Source organism: Amycolatopsis sp. NPDC104587 (assembly GCF_055583645.1).
Genome location: NZ_JBVJNO010000001.1, coordinates 31,883 through 48,973 on the forward strand (window position 1 = coordinate 31,883; position 17,091 = coordinate 48,973).

Here is a 17,091-nt window from a genome sequence, read left to right on the forward strand (position 1 = left end):
CGCCCCCCCTCGCGACCGTCGCACACCGCCCCGCCCCCCCCCCCCCCCCCCTCCCCTTCCGCGCCGCCCCCCCCCCCCCCCCCCCCCCCCCCCCCCACGACGGGTGGGGCTCAGCCGGCGAGCTTGACGCCGATGTCGCGCAGGCCCTCGAGGTCGTGCACGTCACCGGCCAGTGCGGGCACCCGGGCCAGCGCCACCTCGGGGTGGGCCCGGGTGAACCGCGCGAGCAGGCGTTCCTCGCGCGCGGCCAGGTCGACGCGGTCCGCGTGCAGCCGCAGCACGGCCTCGGCCAGGGGCGCGCCCTGCAGGGAGTCCGCCGCCGTGCGTGCTTCGGACCCCGAAAGAGAAGCCAGCACCGGGTGCGTCCGGTTCGCGATCAGCCCGGCCAGCGGCATCGACTCCGCCGAGAGCCGCTCGACGAAGTAGGACGCCTCGCGCAGCGCGTCCGGCTCCGGCGCGGCCACGACGAGGAACGACGTCCCGGACGAGCGCAGCAGCTCCGCCGTCTTGCGCGCACGCTCGCGGAAACCGCCGAACATGCTGTCGAAGGCCTGCATGAACGCCGACGCGTCGGTCAGCAGCTGGCCGCCGATGATCGTCGACACGGCCTTGGCGAACATCGAGAACCCGGCGTTGACGACCTTGCGCAGGCCCCAGCCGCCGGCCTTCGCCGGGCCCGTCAGCAGACGGATCATCCGACCGTCCAACGCGGACGAAAGCCGGGTCGGCGCGTCAAGGAAGTCCAAAGCGGACCGGCTCGGCGGGGTGTCGACGATGATCAGGTCCCAGTCGCCGGTGGCCGCGAGCTGGCCCAGCTTCTCCATCGCCATGTACTCCTGCGTGCCGGAGAACGACGTGGAAATGGTCTGGTAGAAGGGGTTCTGCAGCAGCTGCTCGGCGCGTTCCGGGCCGGCGTGCACGCGCACCATGTCGTCGAACGTGCGGCGCATGTCGAGCATCATCGCCCACAGCTCGCCCTTGGGCTCGAACCCTTCGACCTGCACCTGCTTCGGGTGGTTGCCGAGCTCGCGCAGCCCGAGCGCCTGCGCCAGGCGCCGCGCGGGGTCGATGGTGAGCACGACGGTCTGGCGGCCGCGCTCGGCCGCGCGCAACGCGAGCGCCGCCGCGGTGGTCGTCTTGCCGACGCCGCCGGAGCCGCAGCAGACGATCACGCGGCTCTTCTCGTCGTCGAGCAGCGCGTCGATGTCGACGGTGGTCACAACCGCACCCCCTGGTCGGTCAGGGCCTCGGCCAGCTCGTAGAGGGCCGCGACGTCCACGCCGTCGGTGAGGTCCGGCAGCTCGAGCGTCGGCAGGTCGGCCTCGGCCAGCTGCTCGCGCGCCCGCTGCTCGGCGGCGACCCGCACGGCGTGCTCGACGGTCTCCTCGACCAGCGCTTCCAGTGTTTCGTCCGGCAGCTTCAGGCCGGCCGACGCCAGCCCGGTGCGGACGCGGGAAGCGTCGACGCGCCCGTCCGCGGCAGCGGTCACCGACCGGGCGGGCAGCCGCGGCGGCCGGACCCGGTTGACGAGCACCGCGCCGGGGCGCAGGTCGGCGCCGTCCAGCTCGGCGACGGCTTCGACGGTCTCGCGGACCGGCATCTCCTCGAGCAGCGTCGCGAGGTGGATCACGGTCTCGCCGGAGTGCAGCAGCCGCACCACGCCCTCGGCCTGGCCGCGGATCGGGCCGGTCTTCGCGAGGTCGGTCAGGGCCTTGGTGACGTCGAGGAACTTGACGACCCGGCCGGTCGGCGGCGAGTCGACGACGACGGCGTCGTAGGTGTGCCGCCCGTCGGACTCGGTCCGGCCGACGCACTCCTTGACCTTCCCGGTGAGCAGGACGTCCCGCAGGCCCGGTGCGAGCGTGGTTGCGAACTCGATCGCGCCCATCCGCCGCAGCGTCCGGCCGGCGAAGCCCAGGTTGTAGAACATCTCGAAGTACTCGAGCAGCGCGGCTTCGACGTCGATGTGCAGCGCGCGCAGCTCGCCCCCGCCGGGGACGGAGGCGATGCGCTGCTCGGCGTAGGGCAGCGGCTCGGTGTCGAAGAGCTGGGCGATGCCCTGGCGGCCCTCGACCTCGATGAGCAGGACGCGCCGGCCTTCGCGGGCGAGCGCGAGCCCGAGCGCCGCGGCGAGCGTCGTCTTGCCGGTCCCGCCCTTGCCGGTGACGAAGTGCAGCCGGGCGCGGGCAAGCTCGTCGGTCCAGCCGGCATGGGAAGTGGTCACTTCCTCACCCTAAACCGGTGTTCAGCTGGCCAGCAGCATGACGCTGACCGCAGTGGCCACCGCCGCGACGAGCACCCAGGTGACGATCCCGGGCAGCACGGTGAGCGCGAGCACACCGAGGACGACCAGCAGGGTGAACGTGATCACGCCGCCGAGGACGACCTGGCCGGAGCTCTGCGTCCGGTCGCGCACCTTCGCCATCACGACGAGCACCAGCGGCAGCCCGGCCGAGGCCAGGAGCGCCGTCGCGATCACGCGCCACGTTTCCACGCACCCACGCTAGCGGGGAGCCGGTGACAAACGCCCCAATGTGGCCTTGGTTGCGTTGAACGCACCGAAGGCCGCCTTGGGTGCGTTGAACGCACCGAAGGCCACATTGGGGCGCTCGGGTCCGGCGTGAGATGAACCACACTCCGGCGCGTCGCGGGGGCCCGATCCGGCGGCCGTCCCCGGCGCTCTTGCCCGCTTGGTTACGCTCCCGGTTCATGAGCGCCACCAAGTGGGAGTACTCGACGGTCCCTCTGCTGATCCACGCGACGAAGCAGATCCTCGACCAGTGGGGCGAGGACGGCTGGGAGCTGGTCACCGTCCTGCCGAACCCGACGGGCGAGCAGCACGTCGCGTACCTCAAGCGTCCGAAGGGCTGATCCGCGTGAGCTGGAGCGAACGGCTGAAGGAGCTCGGCATCGAGCTGCCCGGCGTGGCGGCCCCGCTGGCCGCGTACGTGCCCGCCGTGCAGAGCGGCAAGCACGTGTACACCTCCGGCCAGCTGCCCTTCGTCGACGGCGTGCTCGCCGCGACCGGCAAGGTCGGCGCGGAGATCAGCCCCGAAGAGGCGAAGGGCCACGCCCGCACCTCGGCGCTCAACGCGCTCGCGGCCGTGCACGCTCTGGTCGGCATTGACAACGTCACGCGGATCGTCAAGGTTGTCGGCTTCGTGGCTTCCGCGGACGGCTTCACCGGCCAGCCCGCGGTCGTCAACGGCGCGTCCGAGCTGCTCGGCGAGGTCTTCGGCGACGCGGGTGTCCACGCCCGCTCGGCCGTCGGCGTCGCGGAGCTGCCCATCGGGTCGCCGGTGGAGGTCGAACTGATCGTGGAGGTGCAGTGATGGATCCGGACATCGAGCAGTCCACCCACGAGCTGCTGCTCCGGCTGGCCGGGCGGCTGCCCGACCAGCTGCTGTGGCGGTTCCGGGACTGGCTCGGCGAGGGTGCGATGGGCACGCTCGCCCGGACCCTGCCGAGGTCTTTGCTTAAGCACAGGATCGACCTCGACCAAACGGAGTACCGCCTGCTCGTGGCCGGTCTCATCCCGCACGGCGCCGACTGGCACCAGGTCAGTTCGACGCTGGGGGTAGACGACGTCACCGAGAACAGGTACACATTCACGTCGAGTGCGCCCGAATGGGTTAACTCGGTCGACTCCGTGTCCGTGTTGATCCACGCAACGTTGCGCGGACGCCCGGACGTGGGGGAAGTGCGGCAGAGCTGGCGACACGTCGGTGTTGTCGGTCAGGGAACGGCCAAGCGCGTCCTGCTGATCACCGCGCTGACGGGGTTGCCGAGGTTGACCGGCGAACTGCAGCGGGTGCTGCGGGTGCTGGGTGACGAAGAGCCCAGCGTCGAGGTCATCCCGCCGCGTTTCGACCTGCCGGGATACCACCGGGCCGCGCTGGCCGACTCAGAGCTGGTCTGCGTGGGCGCGGTCGCCGGAAACCGGCTAGTAGCCGCTTAACGCTCGCTCCGCCAGCGAGCTGGGAGGGAGCAAGGCAATGGTGGAGGTCCACGACGGCCCGCCCATGGACGGGTTCTCGGTGCCCCTGCGCCTGCACAACCTGTTGCTGGCCTTGGCGGGCCGGATCGACGACAGCGCGCTCACCGAAGCGCGTGAGCTGATCGCCCGCGCGCACATCGACGAGGCGGTCGAGCTGACCACCGGCACGCTCATCGCGGGCCGGATCCCGGTCAGCTCCGCCGAACAGCGCGAGCTCGCGCTGGTGCTCGAGATGAGCCGGTCGGACGCGACGCTGGCGAACGACCTGCTGGTCGACGAGGCCGAGCAGGTCAGCACGCACCGGTTCAGCGGCGAGAACTCCCCGGAGTTCGGCATCGCCGAGGCGCTCGACCGCACCCTGCAGGTGCTGCCGGACGTCCGCTCGGTGCACGCGGTGTGGCGCAACACCCCGGCCGGCAGCGTGCCGGGCGCGCTCCCGCAGCGCGTGGTGCTCGTCGAGCTGGGGCCGGAGGGCAACCCGCCCGCCGTCGCCTTCCGCGTCGACACCGCCCTGCGCCGCGCCGGGATCCACTCGGTCGTCGAGGTCAGCGGTCCCGGGGTCGCGCACTCCGAGTACCACCAGGCGGCTTCGGCCGCTTCTTCGCCGGCCTGGGTGACCGGAGCCACGACGTCGGCTTCGTCGCCGTACCGGCCGGAGCCGGCCAAGGTCTCGGCCCCGGTGACGCCGGAACCGGTCGCGGAGTCGGGCAGCAGGCACAGCATGCGGTCCAGCGCGACCACGACGGCGCCGGCCGAGCCGGTCGCCCCGGTGGTGCCGATCGTGTCGCCGCCGTCCGCGCCCGAGCCGCCCCGCCAGTCGCGGTCGGAACGGGCCGAGACACGCGCGGAGCGCACCGCCGACCTCACCCCGGCCGAAGTCGCGCAGCTGCGGCAGGCGCTGGCCGAGGACCCGGAGAAGGGCCGCGAGATCGCCGCGGGCAAGCCGTCGATGCACGAGGTCGTCGAGCTGCCCGCGCTGGACCTGGACGACCCGAGCCTGAGCGAGCGCGACCGGGCCCTGCTGCGTGAGCTGCACGCGGAGCTGGCCGAGCGCGAGCGGGCCGAGGCGGCGAAGATGCGGCTCAACGGCGCGTCCCGCTCCGGCGGTGACCAGCGCGGCTGGACCGCCCCCTGAGGTTTGCGGCACAAAGCCGCACTTTCACGTGAAAGTGCGGCTTTTGCTGTGTCCGGGAGGCCACAACTGCGCGACGGAACGTCGGGGTCCGGAGGTATGTTGCCCGGGTGGAGCAGCCAACGGAGTTCGTCTTCGACATCCCCGTCGGCGCGGGGGTAGCGACCCGCGCCAACGCCGACGGCCCGCCGGCCGTCCCCAAGGACGCGGCCACCGTGATCCTGGTCCGGGACGGCGCCGACGGTGTCGAGATCTTCCTGCAGCACCGGGTCAAGGGCATGCCGTTCGCGGGCGGGATGACCGTCTTCCCGGGCGGCGGGGTCGACAAGCGCGACGCCGACGCGTCGGTCGCGTGGGCCGGCCCGGAGCCGTCGTGGTGGGCGTCCCGGTTCAGCTGTGACGACGCGCTCGCGCGGGCGCTCACGTGCGCGGCGGTGCGCGAGACGTTCGAGGAGTCCGGCGTGCTGCTCGCCGGCAGCGCGGACGCCGTGCTGACCGACGTCACGCCGTACACGGCCGCGCGCCAGGCGCTGGAGACGCGGGAGGTGTCGCTGGCCGGCTTCCTCGCCGACGCCGGGCTGACGCTGCGCGCGGACCTCCTGCGCCCGTGGGCGCACTGGATCACCCCCGAGGCCGAGCCGCGCCGCTACGACACCCGCTTCTACGTCGCGAAGCTGCCGGAAGGCCAGCAAGCCGACGGCGCGACGTCGGAGGCGTCCAGCTCCGGCTGGCAGCGTCCCGAAGACGCGATCGCGGACGCGCGCGAGGGCCGCCGGATGCTGATGCCGCCGACTTGGCTGACGCTGAGCGAGCTGGCCGAGTTCGCCACGGCCGACGACGTCCTGAACGCGCAGCGCGAGATCGTCCGGATCGCGCCGACGCTGATCCGCGAGAACGACCACGTCCGAGTCGTGCTGGAGCCCCGATGAACGCCCCTGCGTACGGCGTGCTGCGCCCGGTGTCCGGGACGGCGTCGGTGCTGCTGGAGAACAACCCGTCGTCGATGACGCTCGAAGGCACCAACAGCTGGGTGCTGCGGGCGACGCCGGACACCCCGGCCGTCGTGGTCGACCCGGGCTACCGCGACCTCGAGCACCTCGAGCTGCTGGCCGCCGTCGGCGCGGTCGAACTGGTGCTGCTCACGCACTTCCACCCCGACCACGCCGAGGGCGCGCCGTGGTTCGCCGAGCGGGTCGGCGCGCCGGTGCGGGCCTTCGACCCGGCGCTCTGCATCGACGCGAAGTCCTTTGTGGACGGCGACGTCATCTCGGCCGGCGGGCTCTCGATCCGCGTGCTGCACACCCCAGGGCACACCGACGACTCCGTGTCGCTGGTGCTCGACGGCCAGGTGCTCACCGGCGACACCATCCTCGGCCGCGGCACCACGGTGCTGCACGACCTCGGTGACTACCTGCGCTCGCTGCGCAAGCTGATCGAGCTGCCCGCGGGCACCCTCGGCCTGCCCGGCCACGGTCCGGAGCTGCCCGATCTGCCCGCTACCGCCCGCGAGTACCTCGCCCACCGGGAACAGCGGCTCGACCAGGTGCGTTCGGCCTTGGGGAAGCTCGGTGCGGACGCCACGCCGCGCCAGGTCGTCGAAGTCGTGTACGCCGACGTCGACCGGGCGCTGTGGGCGCCCGCCGAACTGAGCGTGCAGGCGCAGCTGGACTACTTGCGGTCGGAGGACCAGGGATGAGCAACGTCGAGGTCGAGTTCTACTGGCGGCCGGGGTGCGGCTTCTGCGCCGCGCTGGACCGGCCGATGTCCAAGAGCGGCTTCACCATCCGAAAGATCAACATCTGGGAGGAGCCGGACGCCGCCGCGCGCGTGCGCGAGGTCGCGAACGGCAACGAGACCGTGCCGACGGTGATCGTCGGGTCGACCGCCCTGGTCAACCCGACGTTCGCCGAGGTCGAGGCGGCGGTCAAGGCCGCGTCGGCCTGATCGCCTCCCACGTCGGGCTGGGCCGCTTTCCGTGCAGGAAGGCGGCCCAGACTGCGCGGAGCCCAGTTTCCGCTTCGAGGCCGTTCGGCGCGCCTTCGAGCATCGGCGCGTCCCAGACGTCGTGGGTGCCGAAGAGGAACGGCAGGTCGATGCAGTGGCACGCCCCGAAGGGGTTGCCCGGCGCCTGCCAGTCGAAGCGGTAGACGAAGGCGTCGAGCTTCCCGGCCAGCCGATCGCTGGTGAAGAAGGCGTTCGCGGCGTCGACCGTTTCCTGCGGCGCTTCGGGTGCGAACGCACGCAGCTCGTCCTTCGTGTGGCTGATCAGCGCCGGGCCCTTCGGTGCGGCTTCGACGAGGTCCCGCGCGACGAGGTCGTCGTCCGCGACGAGCTGGAACGGCGGCACGATCGAGCCGGGCACGGCGGTCTTGGCCGCGACGGCCAGCTGGGCTTCGAGCAGCCTTTCGACGCTCGCCGTGCGAAGGTCTTCGCCGAGTTCTTCATTAAGTAGCAACGCATTCTGATTGGCATCATCCCAAGTGGACGGTGGCATGCCGACCGGCGTGCTCTGCAGGGCGATCCGCTTGACGAGTCCCCGAGCGCGCGGCGCCGACCACAGGGTGAGCGTCGACTGCGCCCCCGCCGACTGCCCGCCGAGGGTGACGTCGGCCGGGTCGCCGCCGAACGCGCCGATGTTGTCGCGGACCCATTCGAGCGCGGCGAGCTGGTCGGCGATGCCGAGGTTGGGCGGAACCCCGTCCAGGGCGAGGAAACCGAGGGCGCCGAGCCGGTAGTTGAGCGTCACGACCACGACGTCGGCCTCGCGGGCCAGGCGCGTGCCGGTGTACCAGACCTGGCCGCCCGAGCCGCTGGAGAACCCGCCGCCGTGGATCCACACCAGCACCGGGCGGCTCCCGGTGGCCGACGGCGTGAAGACGTTGAGCGACAGGCAGTCCTCGCTCTGCGGCAGCGGCATCGGCCCGAGGGCGTGCTCGAGCCGTGACGGCGGCTGCGGCGCGGCGGGTCCGGCTTCCAGCGCGTCACGGACGCCGGTCCACGGCTTCGGCGGCTGGGGTGGTTCGAAGCGTTCCGCTGTGGCGTAGGGGATTCCCCAGAACGCACCTTCGGCGCCGCGAACCCGGCCGGCGGTGGTTTCGACGATCATCATGCCTCCTCGAAGTACACGGCGGCGCCTTCGACGTCCTCGGCGCGGACGAAGAACCCGGTCCCGCGGGTGGTCGTCGGGACGTGCTCCTCGACCAGCTTCCGCGCTTCGGCCAGATCCGCAACCACGACTCCGTGGGCGGCGAAGTACGGCAGCTCGCGCGGCTGCTCGCCGGGGAAGGAGCGGTCGAGGTCGCTCACGCCGACGATGTCGACAAGTCGCTGCCCGGCGGTGATCACGGCGTAGCGCTGCTGGTAGTCGCCGACTTCGTCGTCCGGCACCACTAGGACGATCCCGGCGACGCCGCGGGCGCCGTTGGGGTGGTCGAGGTACCGCGGCTGGTGGACGTACTCGGGCGTCAGGTGCTCGGCGGTGTGGAGGATGCCTTCCGGGGTCCGGTCGCGTCTGATGTGGACACTGCGGAAGCGTGCGGTGCGCGTGCCTTCGGGGAGTTCGACGTCGCGCTGCAGCTTCAGCACGCCCGAGCTCGAGAGGCCGGCTTCGCGTAGCCGGCGTTCGGCCTCTTCGGAATCGTCGACGCCGAAGGAGCAGCCGTGGAGGCCGGCACCGCGGGCGTCGAGGATCGGCAGGACGTGCCACGGGTCGCCGGCGGCTTCGTCGACGATGCCGATGAGCTCGAGGAAGGACTCGCCGAAGTAGGCGCACCGGTTGGCCGTGCAGCTCGGCACCGGTTCGGTGTTGTCGGTGGCGGCGGCGAAGTGCCGGGACGGCGGGCTGAGCGTGAAGCCGAGTTGTTCGTAGCGCCGCCAGGCCTGGTCGTAGCCGCGGGTCAGGAAGACCGTGTGGTCGATGTTCATGGCCTTCAGCGTGGGCCGAGCCGGCCTTTTCTTCCGCTCATCGATCACTTGTGCCCGGAATCCGACACGTTTTACGTTGTCCTGGTGGAATCCGGCCTGCTCGACGACCTGGACCGCCGCCTGGCGCACGCGCTGCAGCTGGACGGCCGGGCGTCGTTCAGCACGATCGCGTCGGTGCTGGGCGTCTCCGACCAGACGGTGGCGCGGCGCTACCGGAAGCTGCGCTCGGCCGGCGTGCTGCGGGTGGTCGGCGTCCCGGAAGCGGCGCCGCTGGGGCAGGTGCACTGGCTGGTGCGGCTCCGGTGCGTCCCGGACGCGGCGGCGGCGATCGCGGCGGCGCTCGCCCGGCGGTCCGACACCCAGTGGGTGAGCCTGATGTCCGGCGGCACCGAGATCGTGTGTTTCGTCCGGGCGCCGCTGCGCGAGCAGACCGACGGCCTGCTGCTCGGCCGGCTGCCCCGGACGCCGCGAGTGGTGTCGATGACGGCGTACCGGCTGCTGCGCCGGTTCGCGGGTGGCCCGGCGGGGTGGTCGGGCCGGTCGAGTGCGTTGTCGGCGGAGCAGGTCGCGCTGCTTCGCCGTCCGGCTCCGGAGGGTTCTTACCGGTCCGAGCCGGGGGACCCGGAGTTGCTGGCGGCTTTGGCGCACGATGGCCGTGTCGACATGTCGGCTTTAGCGGTGGTGTCGGGCCGGTCGGAGTCGACGGTCCGCCGTCGCCTGGAGGCACTGCGGTCGTCGGGCGCGCTGTACTTCGACGTCGAGGTGGACGCGGCCCTGCTCGGCTTTCCCCTGACCGCGACCCTGTGGCTGACGGTGGCGCCCTCGGCGCTGGAGTCCGCGGGCCGGGCGCTGGCGTCGCACCCGCAGGTGGCTTTTGCGGCCGCGACCACGGGCCCGGCGAACCTGGTGGCGAACGTCGGCTGTCGCGACGACGCGGCGCTGTACGCGTACCTGGCCGACGACCTGGGTGGCCTGCCCGGCGTCCGGCAGGTGGAGACGGCGCCGATGATCCGCACGTTGAAGCGCTTCGGGACCGTGACGCCGGTGTAGCGGGATCGGGTGCGCGGGCGACTCACTGCCTGTGGACGACGAGCGCGCGATCGACTTCATCCTCAACGGCGAACAGCACCACTTGAGCCGCGCCGAGGTGCTGAGCGCGGCGGCGAGGGGCGGCCCCGAGCCGATCCGCAAGCACTGGGTCTCCGTCGGCGACCGCCAGTGGCCGCCGAGGCAGCTCTTCGAACGCGCGCTCGGGGTGTCGCGGACGGAGTTCATCTCGCACACCGCGATCCGCCAGCTGCGCCGGCTCGGGTTCCCGACCAGCCCGCTGCCGCAGGAGCCGGACGTCCGCATGGAACAGCGCCTGGAGGGAGCGCAGCTCGGGAATGTCGGCAGCGTGAACTGCGGCATGACCGACGACCTGCTTCAGTCCGCGCTGCTGGTGCGGCAGCACACCGGCCGGATCAACGACCTCATCCACGCGGCGACGATCGTCCGGGCACTGCCGAAGATCCTCGAACCGGGCGAGCGCATCGTCCGCCGGCCGTCGCTGGCCTCGGGGAACGACCCGGACCGCCCGTTCGACCTCGAGACCGACCGCCGCGTGGCCGAGTTCAAAACGGCCCGGTGGAAGGGCGCCGAAACCATGCGCAAACGCTTGCTCGTCGCCGACCTGGTGGGTCTGGTCCTCGATCGCCGGGAGCTGCGAGCCGAGCTGTACGTGTTCGGCCGCCTGCCCCTCGAGTTCCTGCGGACCAGCACGTCGACGGTCGAGTGGATGCTCGGCCGCTCCGCACCGAACCTCCGCGACGCCTACCAACAGCGCTTCGGAAGTGCGGCGCTGACCGTGCGCGAGTTCACCGCCGGCCCGGCTTCGGACGTCCGCCTCCGGGACCTCACCGAGATCATCGGCTGAGCATCGGCATCAGGTAGTAGGTCAGCTCCACCTCCCCGGCCTCGGCCGCCCGCAGGACGCACGCGCGCATCCCCGGCTGGATCGACAACGTCACGCGCTCGCCGTCGAAGGCCTGCAGGGCGTCGAGCAGGTACTTCGCCTGGAAGGACGGTGACGTCCGGCCGCCCTCGACGTCCGCCTTCAGCGTCTCCTCCGCCTCGCCCGTGTCCTGGCGCGCGCTCGCCAGGCGGACCTGGGTGTCGCCGACTTCGAGGGTCAGCACCCGGCGGTCCTCGGCGTACACCCCGACGCGGCGGACCGCCGCCGCCAGGGCGTCCGCGTCCAGGGAGACCGTCGTGTCGACCGCGCCCGAGGGGATCGAGTCCTCGGACAGGAAACCGGCGTCGAGCACGGCGGTGCCGACCAGCCCGCCCGGCCAGCTCAAGCCGAACCGCCCGGGGCCCAGGTGCAGCCCGACGACCCCGGTGGCCTGGCGCGCGGCCTCCGTGAGCAGCGCGGCGGGCACCAGGACGTCCAGCTCGCTCGGGCTCCGCAGCGGCAGCCGGGCGACCGCCATCCGGTACCGGTCGGAGGCGGTGAGGGTCAGCCTGCCGGCGTCCGCCTGCAGCCGGACGCCGGTGAACAGCGGGAGCGGGTCGTCCTTCGCGGCGGTGCCCGCGACGATCCGCAGCGCCGAGGCGAAGGCGGATCCGTCCACTTCGGACACAAGCGGCGGTTCTCGCTGCGGGAGGTCGTCCTCGGTGGTGAGGAGGGGCAACGCGAACCGGGCGTTGTCGAGCCGCAGCGCCAGACGGCTGCCTTCGACGACCAGGCGCACGTGGTCGGTGTCGAGCATCTTCAGCGTCTCGGCCAGCGGCGCCGCGGGGACGACGACCGAGCCGTCGGTGTGCGTGGCGGCCGGGCAGTCGAACCGGACGGCGAGATCCGGATCGGTCCCGGCCACGGTCAGCCCGGCCGCGTCCGCCCGCACCCGCAGCCCGGCGCGGGCGGGCAACAGGCGCGAGGCAGCCGAGACGGCCGCCGAGAGGCGGTGGGCAGGCGCGGTGACGTCCATGCCCCGAAGCTAGCGGCGGGCACCGACAAAAACCGCGCACAGTGCCGCTGACCTGCACAAATGCGGTTTGGGGGAACGGTTGATCGGCGCTGGGAGTGGATCCGGGGCAGACCGCAGCGGCCTACCGGCCCGCGCCGACCAACGCGGCTTCGTCGACCGCAGCACCCTGATCCACCGGCCGCACCGTCCCGCGCAGCGCCCACACCACACCGGCCAGCACCAGCCCGGCCAGGCTCGCGCCCAGGAACGCCGCCGCCGGACCCGCGTGCTCGACGACGTACCCGCTCACCGACTGGCCGATCGCCAGCCCGAACGTCACCGCCGTCAGGACCCAGCCGAACGCCTCCGCGGCCGTCCCCTTCGGGGCGACCAGCTCGATCGCCGCCGAATGGGTCGTCGACTGCGGGGTGATCAACGCGCCCGCCAGCAGCATCATCACCGCGAGACCCCAGAGCGACGACGGCCACGCGAGCAGGGCCACCAATGCGCCGAACGCGCCCAGCAGCACCGGCAGGCGCAGGCCCAGCCGGCGCGGCCACGGCCGCAGGCTGTACGCCACGCCGAACGCCACCGAGCTCAGCGACCACGCCGACAGCAGCAGCCCGCCGACCGACGCGTGCCCGGCTTCCGTCGCCGACGCCGGGACCGCGACCTCGACGAACCCGATCACCACACCGAACCCGAGCGCGGCCAGCGCCAGCGTCCGCATGCCCGGGCTCGCCAGCGCGCCCAGCATCGACGCCCGCGAGCCGGCCGCCGGACCCCAGGCCCGGACCGCCGGGCTCAGCGCGAACAGCACCGCGCCGGTGAACTGCAGGGCCACGCCCAGCACCAGGCCGGTGCCCGCCCACGGCGCCATGACCAGCAGGCCGGCCAGGCCGGGCCCCAGGATGAAGAACACCTCCATGCTGATCGCCTCGTACGAGAACGCCGCGTTGCGCGGGCCGCCCGGGGGCAGCAGGCGGGTCCACAGCGCCCGCGACGCCGAGCCGACCATCGGTTCCGATAGGCCGGTGAGCGCGCCGAGCGTGACCAGCACGGCCGTCGGCGCGTGCGACTCGATCGCCGTCACCAGCGCGGTCATCGACAGCGCCAGGGTGACCGCGACGACGAGCAGTGGCCGCGTCGGGCCGAAGCGGTCGATCAGCCGGCCCTGGATCACCGCGCCGACCGACACCCCGACGAGTGAACCGGCCGAGACGAGCCCGGCGGCGGCGAAGGAACCGGTCTCGCGCTGGACGTAGAGCAGCGCCGAGATGCCGATCATGGCGATCGGCAGCCGGGCGAGCACGGACGCGACAGCGGGCCGCCGGGCCGCGCGGGTCGTCAGCGCGCTGCGGTAGTCGGCCAGGGAGGTACGACCTTCGGAGTGGGACACGCGGACAAGTATGCCGCAGAGTGGTACGCAAGTACCAGTTATTTGACGGTCAGGTGCGTCACCGGCAAACTGGAAGTGGATCACGCGAGGTCTCGATCAGGTAACACTCGCGATATTCTCCGTGAACCCGTGCAACAAAACGGCCCCCACGGCGTCCTTGAGAGTGAATGGCCTTGAATTCGTGGGTATGGGCCGTGATGGTTGAACAACAGCACAGAACCCAGCTCCCTCCGGCATATGGGTCGGGGCCTGGTCCGGAGGGCGGGGAGCGCGGATCGTCGGGGGATGGCCCGCGCGACAAACGAAGAGCCGGTGCGCCACGTCGGGGGTGGCGCCCGGCTCTTTGTTTTGGGTGCACACCAAGTAAGGCCCCTCGCCCGGACGGGTGGGGGGCCTTACTTGATGAAAGAACTCAGCGAGCCCGGCGGGCGAGCCGCTCCGGGTCCAGGATCAGCACGCTCTTGCCTTCGAGCCGCAGCCAGCCACGGTGCGCGAAGTCGGCGAGCGCCTTGTTGACGGTCTCGCGCGAGGCGCCGACGTACTGGGCGATCTCTTCCTGCGTCAGGTCGTGCGTGACCCGCAGCAGGCCCGCCTCCTGGCTGCCGAACCGCTGCGCGAGCTGCAGCAGCGCCCGCGCCACGCGGCCCGGGACGTCGGTGAAGATCAGCTCCGCGACCATGTTGTTCGTCCGGCGCAGGCGGCGCGCGACCACGCGCAGCAGCTGCTCGGCGATCTCCGGGCGGGTCGAGATCCACTGCCGCAGGGCCGGGCGGTCCATGGTGACCGCGCGGACCTCGGTGACCGTGGTCGCGCTCGACGTCCGGGGGCCGGGGTCGAAGATGGACAGCTCGCCGAACATGTCGGACGGGCCGAAGATGCCCAGCAGGTTCTCGCGGCCGTCCGGGGACTTGCGGCCGATCTTCACCTTGCCGGACTGGATGATGTACAGCTTGTCGCCGGGCTCACCCTCGTTGAAGATGACATGGCCGCGGGGGAACTCCACGGATTCCAAGGTCTGGGCCAGCGCCTCCGCCGCTGCCGGCTCCACACCCTGGAAAATGCCCGCACGGGCCAGGGTTTCGTCCACCTCGGGTGCCTCCTCGTCGAGAAACGATCACGCTCGGCGTCGGTCGCAGAGCGTGACGCCAATCACTTGCGCGTCAGTCTAGGGCGTACGACCGAGATCGCCTGCCGGACGCGCGCGACCGCCAGATGATCTCGTTCGAACGTGGAGCCTAACTCCGCACGCGACGCGCGCGTAGCCTGGCTGCCCGTCCGCCCAGCCTACGCAGCCGGAACAGCTCCAGCGCGCGGCCGATGCCGTGCCCGTAGAGCGCCCTGACCTCGTTGGGCTGCGCCTGCTCGAGGAACTCTTCGACCTCGTTCTCCTGCACCGCGACGTGCTTGAGCCGGCTTTCGACGCGCTCCATGAACAGCGCGAAGAACATGATCACCAAGGGGACCAGGATGACGAACCAGACGGTCATGACCGGACCCCGAAACACTCGATGAAAAGCATCTTCTCCAGATCCTCGCTCATGGCGGCCGTGAACTGCGCCGAGTCCGCTCTGGCGTGTCGTGACGTCCACCGGTGCACTGACCGGCTCGTCCGACGGCGCCCGTAGGCTATCGGGGTGCCACCTGCCACCACGAACGCCCCCCAAGAGGGCGCTGGTGAAAGCCGGTTAGCTCTGGTGAGACGCGCCAGGCGGATGAAGCGTTGCCTCGACGACGTGTATCCCGACGCCCACTGCGAGCTCGACTTCACCACGCCACTGGAACTGCTGGTCGCGGTCGTGCTGTCCGCGCAGACCACCGACGTGCGGGTGAACCTCGTCACGCCGGCGCTGTTCCAGCGCTACAGGACCGCCGCCGACTACGCGGGCGCCGACCGCACCGAGCTGGAGGAGTACCTCCGGAGCACAGGCTTCTACCGGGCCAAGGCGAACTCCGTGATGGGGCTCGGCGCGGCGCTGGTCGAACGATTCGGCGGCGAGGTGCCCGCGAAGCTGACCGACCTCGTCACGCTGCCCGGCGTCGGCCGCAAGACCGCCAACGTCGTGCTCGGGAACGCCTTCGACGTCCCGGGCATCACCGTCGACACCCACTTCGGCCGGCTGGTCCGGCGCTGGGGCTGGACGGCGGAGGACGACCCGGTCAAGGTCGAGCACGCGGTCGGCGAGCTGATCCCCCGCAAGGAGTGGACGATGCTCTCCCACCGGGTGATCTTTCACGGCCGCCGCGTCTGCCACGCCAAGAAGCCCGCCTGCGGCGCCTGCCCGCTGGCGCGGGACTGCCCGTCGTACGGCACCGGCCCGACCGGGTTCGAGGAAGCCGCGAAACTGGTCAAGGGTGTCGAAAAGGACCACATCCTGGCGCTGGCGGCGCCCCGGTGACAACCGTCACCAAATGGGCGCTGGCCGCCGCCGTGGTGGCGGTGGCGCTGATCGTCGCGCTGCTGCCCCGCGGGGGTGACGACTCCGCCGCGAAACCGGCGGCCGACCTCGCTCCCGCGCGGTCGGCGGCGGCGCTCCAGCCGTGCCCGGCGCCCGGGCCCGCCCAGCCGGTGAAGCAGCTCGACGGCGTCAAGGCGGACTGCCTGGGCGACGGCGCGAGCGTCGACGTCGGGCGTGCGCTGGCCGGGGCTCCGGTGCTGGTCAACGTGTGGGCGTCGTGGTGTCAGCCGTGCCGGACCGAGCTGCCCGTGCTCCAGGACTACGCGAAGCAGCCCGGCGCGGTGCGCGTGCTCGGCGTCCAGGTGCAGAGCCCGGCGGAGGACGGGTTGAACCTCCTGGCGAAGCTGGGCGTGCACCTACCGTCGGTGTTCGACGGGGACGGGCCGGCCGGGCCGGTCCGCGCGGCTCTGAAGGTGCCGCCGCGGCTTCCGGTGTCCTACCTGGTCACCGCGGCCGGCGAGGTGCGGTTCATCGCGAACCCGCCGACGTTCGGGAACACTGACCAGGTGCGCGCGGCAGTCGAGGGGGCATCGTGATCGGACCACTGGTCGAGCCGGAGTCGGTGCCCGAGTGGCTCCGGCCGCTCGTGAAGGTGAGCGCCGAAGTCGATTCGAAGACGTTCACGCGGTTCAGCCCGCCCGAAGACGCCTACCCGCGCCCGGCGGCCGTGCTCATCCTCTTCGGCGAACGCGAAGCCGACGGCGAGCCTGACGTCCTCCTGCAACGCCGCGCCGACACGCTGGGCTCGCACGCCGGCCAGGTCGCCTTCCCCGGCGGCGGCGCCGAGGACGGTGACGGCGGGCCCGTCGGCACCGCGCTGCGCGAGGCCGAGGAAGAAACCGGGGTCGTCCCGGCCGGCGTCCGCCCGGTCGCGGTGCTGCCCGAGCTGTTCGTCCCGGTGTCCGGGTTCGCCGTGACGCCGGTGCTGGCGCACTGGGCGGAGCCGTCGCCGGTGCACGCGGTCGACCCGGCCGAGACGGCGTCCGTCGCGCGCGTCGCCCTCGCCGACCTGGTCGACCCGGCGAACCGGTTCATGATCCAGAAGGCCGGGATGCCGTGGAAGGGGCCGGCCTTCGAGGTCGGCGGCCTGTTCGTCTGGGGGTTCACCGCCGGGTTGCTGTCCGTCCTCCTCGGCCTGGGAGGCTGGGAGCGCGAATGGGACTCCGGCGACGTCCGGGATCTCGACGAGGCGCTGGCGGCGTTCCAGGCGCGATTGCAAGGCGGGGAGTGACGAA

At 72.1% G+C, this 17,091-nt stretch carries 21 protein-coding genes; 12 read left to right on the forward strand and 9 right to left on the reverse strand.

Annotated features, from left to right (window positions below; translation table 11 throughout):
• Window positions 1–110: 110 nt before the first annotated feature.
• From bagB to ACZ61C_RS00185, 3 genes are read right to left on the reverse strand one after another with little or no spacing between them, the layout of a single operon-like run.
• On the reverse strand, window positions 111–1,220 hold the full coding sequence (bagB, locus tag ACZ61C_RS00175; protein WP_465301173.1) for an ATPase BagB: 1,110 nt from the start codon (window positions 1,218–1,220) through the stop codon (window positions 111–113).
• Window positions 1,217–2,224 (reverse strand): ATPase BagA, encoded by a 1,008-nt coding sequence (gene bagA / locus ACZ61C_RS00180; RefSeq protein WP_465301175.1) that lies wholly within the window; start codon window positions 2,222–2,224, stop codon window positions 1,217–1,219. Before bagA ends, bagB begins: the two co-directional genes overlap by 4 nt.
• A gap of 21 nt (window positions 2,225–2,245) precedes the next feature.
• The gene (locus ACZ61C_RS00185) at window positions 2,246–2,494 is read right to left on the reverse strand and encodes a hypothetical protein (RefSeq protein ID WP_465301177.1); all 249 of its coding nucleotides are present in this window, start codon (window positions 2,492–2,494) and stop codon (window positions 2,246–2,248) included.
• 215 nt (window positions 2,495–2,709) lie between these two features.
• Between ACZ61C_RS00185 and ACZ61C_RS00190 the strand changes: the two genes are divergently transcribed.
• The 7 genes from ACZ61C_RS00190 to ACZ61C_RS00220 all read left to right on the forward strand — a co-directional run bounded on the left by ACZ61C_RS00190 (window position 2,710) and on the right by ACZ61C_RS00220 (window position 7,073).
• A complete protein-coding gene (locus ACZ61C_RS00190; RefSeq protein WP_020642049.1) occupies window positions 2,710–2,871 on the forward strand; it encodes a DUF4177 domain-containing protein in 162 nt (53 codons plus the stop codon).
• A gap of 5 nt (window positions 2,872–2,876) precedes the next feature.
• A complete protein-coding gene (locus ACZ61C_RS00195) occupies window positions 2,877–3,332 on the forward strand; it encodes a RidA family protein (protein ID WP_465301179.1) in 456 nt (151 codons plus the stop codon).
• Window positions 3,332–3,958: a hypothetical protein gene (locus ACZ61C_RS00200; RefSeq protein WP_285457668.1), complete on the forward strand. Its 627-nt coding sequence runs from the start codon at window positions 3,332–3,334 to the stop codon at window positions 3,956–3,958. The genes ACZ61C_RS00195 and ACZ61C_RS00200 overlap by 1 nt, the downstream gene beginning before the upstream one ends.
• A 37-nt stretch (window positions 3,959–3,995) precedes the next feature.
• Window positions 3,996–5,132, forward strand: a complete 1,137-nt coding sequence (locus tag ACZ61C_RS00205) for a hypothetical protein (protein WP_465301182.1) — start codon at window positions 3,996–3,998, stop codon at window positions 5,130–5,132.
• Window positions 5,133–5,239: 107 nt separating this feature from the next.
• The gene (locus ACZ61C_RS00210) at window positions 5,240–6,058 is read left to right on the forward strand and encodes an NUDIX hydrolase (protein WP_465301184.1); all 819 of its coding nucleotides are present in this window, start codon (window positions 5,240–5,242) and stop codon (window positions 6,056–6,058) included.
• On the forward strand, window positions 6,055–6,825 hold the full coding sequence (locus tag ACZ61C_RS00215; RefSeq protein ID WP_465301186.1) for an MBL fold metallo-hydrolase: 771 nt from the start codon (window positions 6,055–6,057) through the stop codon (window positions 6,823–6,825). Before ACZ61C_RS00210 ends, ACZ61C_RS00215 begins: the two co-directional genes overlap by 4 nt.
• Window positions 6,822–7,073 (forward strand): glutaredoxin family protein, encoded by a 252-nt coding sequence (locus tag ACZ61C_RS00220; RefSeq protein WP_465301188.1) that lies wholly within the window; start codon window positions 6,822–6,824, stop codon window positions 7,071–7,073. Before ACZ61C_RS00215 ends, ACZ61C_RS00220 begins: the two co-directional genes overlap by 4 nt.
• On the opposite strand, the gene ACZ61C_RS00225 is transcribed toward ACZ61C_RS00220, so the two are convergent.
• Window positions 7,054–8,235, reverse strand: coding sequence for a carboxylesterase family protein (locus tag ACZ61C_RS00225; RefSeq protein WP_465301190.1), 1,182 nt, complete (start codon window positions 8,233–8,235; stop codon window positions 7,054–7,056). The genes ACZ61C_RS00220 and ACZ61C_RS00225 overlap by 20 nt on opposite strands.
• The gene (locus ACZ61C_RS00230; RefSeq protein ID WP_465301192.1) at window positions 8,235–9,053 is read right to left on the reverse strand and encodes a VOC family protein; all 819 of its coding nucleotides are present in this window, start codon (window positions 9,051–9,053) and stop codon (window positions 8,235–8,237) included. Before ACZ61C_RS00230 ends, ACZ61C_RS00225 begins: the two co-directional genes overlap by 1 nt.
• 84 nt (window positions 9,054–9,137) lie before the next feature.
• Here ACZ61C_RS00230 and ACZ61C_RS00235 point away from each other — a divergent pair, with 84 nt between their 5' ends.
• Both ACZ61C_RS00235 and ACZ61C_RS00240 read left to right on the forward strand, forming a co-directional pair.
• Window positions 9,138–10,103 (forward strand): Lrp/AsnC family transcriptional regulator, encoded by a 966-nt coding sequence (locus tag ACZ61C_RS00235; protein WP_465301194.1) that lies wholly within the window; start codon window positions 9,138–9,140, stop codon window positions 10,101–10,103.
• Window positions 10,104–10,134: 31 nt separating this feature from the next.
• Window positions 10,135–10,968, forward strand: coding sequence for a hypothetical protein (locus tag ACZ61C_RS00240; RefSeq protein WP_465301196.1), 834 nt, complete (start codon window positions 10,135–10,137; stop codon window positions 10,966–10,968).
• Here the strand turns inward: ACZ61C_RS00240 and dnaN are convergent.
• The 4 genes from dnaN to ACZ61C_RS00260 form a co-directional block, all read right to left on the reverse strand.
• Window positions 10,958–12,022, reverse strand: a complete 1,065-nt coding sequence (dnaN, locus tag ACZ61C_RS00245) for a DNA polymerase III subunit beta (protein ID WP_465301198.1) — start codon at window positions 12,020–12,022, stop codon at window positions 10,958–10,960. The genes ACZ61C_RS00240 and dnaN overlap by 11 nt on opposite strands.
• 121 nt (window positions 12,023–12,143) lie before the next feature.
• Window positions 12,144–13,400 (reverse strand): MFS transporter, encoded by a 1,257-nt coding sequence (locus tag ACZ61C_RS00250; protein WP_465301200.1) that lies wholly within the window; start codon window positions 13,398–13,400, stop codon window positions 12,144–12,146.
• 412 nt (window positions 13,401–13,812) lie between these two features.
• On the reverse strand, window positions 13,813–14,487 hold the full coding sequence (locus ACZ61C_RS00255) for a Crp/Fnr family transcriptional regulator (RefSeq protein WP_003081747.1): 675 nt from the start codon (window positions 14,485–14,487) through the stop codon (window positions 13,813–13,815).
• Between the two features lie 148 nt (window positions 14,488–14,635).
• Window positions 14,636–14,887: a hypothetical protein gene (locus tag ACZ61C_RS00260; protein WP_013230551.1), complete on the reverse strand. Its 252-nt coding sequence runs from the start codon at window positions 14,885–14,887 to the stop codon at window positions 14,636–14,638.
• A 225-nt stretch (window positions 14,888–15,112) separates the two neighbouring features.
• Here ACZ61C_RS00260 and nth point away from each other — a divergent pair, with 225 nt between their 5' ends.
• From nth to ACZ61C_RS00275, 3 genes are read left to right on the forward strand one after another with little or no spacing between them, the layout of a single operon-like run.
• Window positions 15,113–15,796 carry an endonuclease III gene (nth, locus tag ACZ61C_RS00265; RefSeq protein ID WP_465302708.1) on the forward strand — a complete coding sequence of 228 codons (684 nt, stop codon included), beginning with the start codon at window positions 15,113–15,115 and terminating at the stop codon, window positions 15,794–15,796.
• Window positions 15,793–16,392, forward strand: coding sequence for a TlpA family protein disulfide reductase (locus ACZ61C_RS00270; RefSeq protein ID WP_465301202.1), 600 nt, complete (start codon window positions 15,793–15,795; stop codon window positions 16,390–16,392). Before nth ends, ACZ61C_RS00270 begins: the two co-directional genes overlap by 4 nt.
• Window positions 16,389–17,087 carry an NUDIX hydrolase gene (locus ACZ61C_RS00275; protein WP_465301204.1) on the forward strand — a complete coding sequence of 233 codons (699 nt, stop codon included), beginning with the start codon at window positions 16,389–16,391 and terminating at the stop codon, window positions 17,085–17,087. Before ACZ61C_RS00270 ends, ACZ61C_RS00275 begins: the two co-directional genes overlap by 4 nt.
• Window positions 17,088–17,091: the final 4 nt, after the last annotated feature.

What these genes read in the sequence shown, in the direction of transcription:
- ACZ61C_RS00190 (WP_020642049.1), top strand. Translation starts at nt 2,710, where the DNA reads ATGAGCGCCACCAAGTGGGAGTACTCGACGGTCCCTCTGCTGATCCAC.
- ACZ61C_RS00200 (WP_285457668.1), top strand. Translation starts at nt 3,332, where the DNA reads ATGGATCCGGACATCGAGCAGTCCACCCACGAGCTGCTGCTCCGGCTG.
- ACZ61C_RS00205 (WP_465301182.1), top strand. Translation starts at nt 3,996, where the DNA reads ATGGTGGAGGTCCACGACGGCCCGCCCATGGACGGGTTCTCGGTGCCC.
- ACZ61C_RS00215 (WP_465301186.1), top strand. Translation starts at nt 6,055, where the DNA reads ATGAACGCCCCTGCGTACGGCGTGCTGCGCCCGGTGTCCGGGACGGCG.
- ACZ61C_RS00220 (WP_465301188.1), top strand. Translation starts at nt 6,822, where the DNA reads ATGAGCAACGTCGAGGTCGAGTTCTACTGGCGGCCGGGGTGCGGCTTC.
- ACZ61C_RS00225 (WP_465301190.1), bottom strand. Translation starts at nt 8,235, where the DNA reads ATGATCGTCGAAACCACCGCCGGCCGGGTTCGCGGCGCCGAAGGTGCG.
- ACZ61C_RS00230 (WP_465301192.1), bottom strand. Translation starts at nt 9,053, where the DNA reads ATGAACATCGACCACACGGTCTTCCTGACCCGCGGCTACGACCAGGCC.
- dnaN (WP_465301198.1), bottom strand. Translation starts at nt 12,022, where the DNA reads ATGGACGTCACCGCGCCTGCCCACCGCCTCTCGGCGGCCGTCTCGGCT.
- ACZ61C_RS00260 (WP_013230551.1), bottom strand. Translation starts at nt 14,887, where the DNA reads ATGACCGTCTGGTTCGTCATCCTGGTCCCCTTGGTGATCATGTTCTTC.
- nth (WP_465302708.1), top strand. Translation starts at nt 15,113, where the DNA reads ATGAAGCGTTGCCTCGACGACGTGTATCCCGACGCCCACTGCGAGCTC.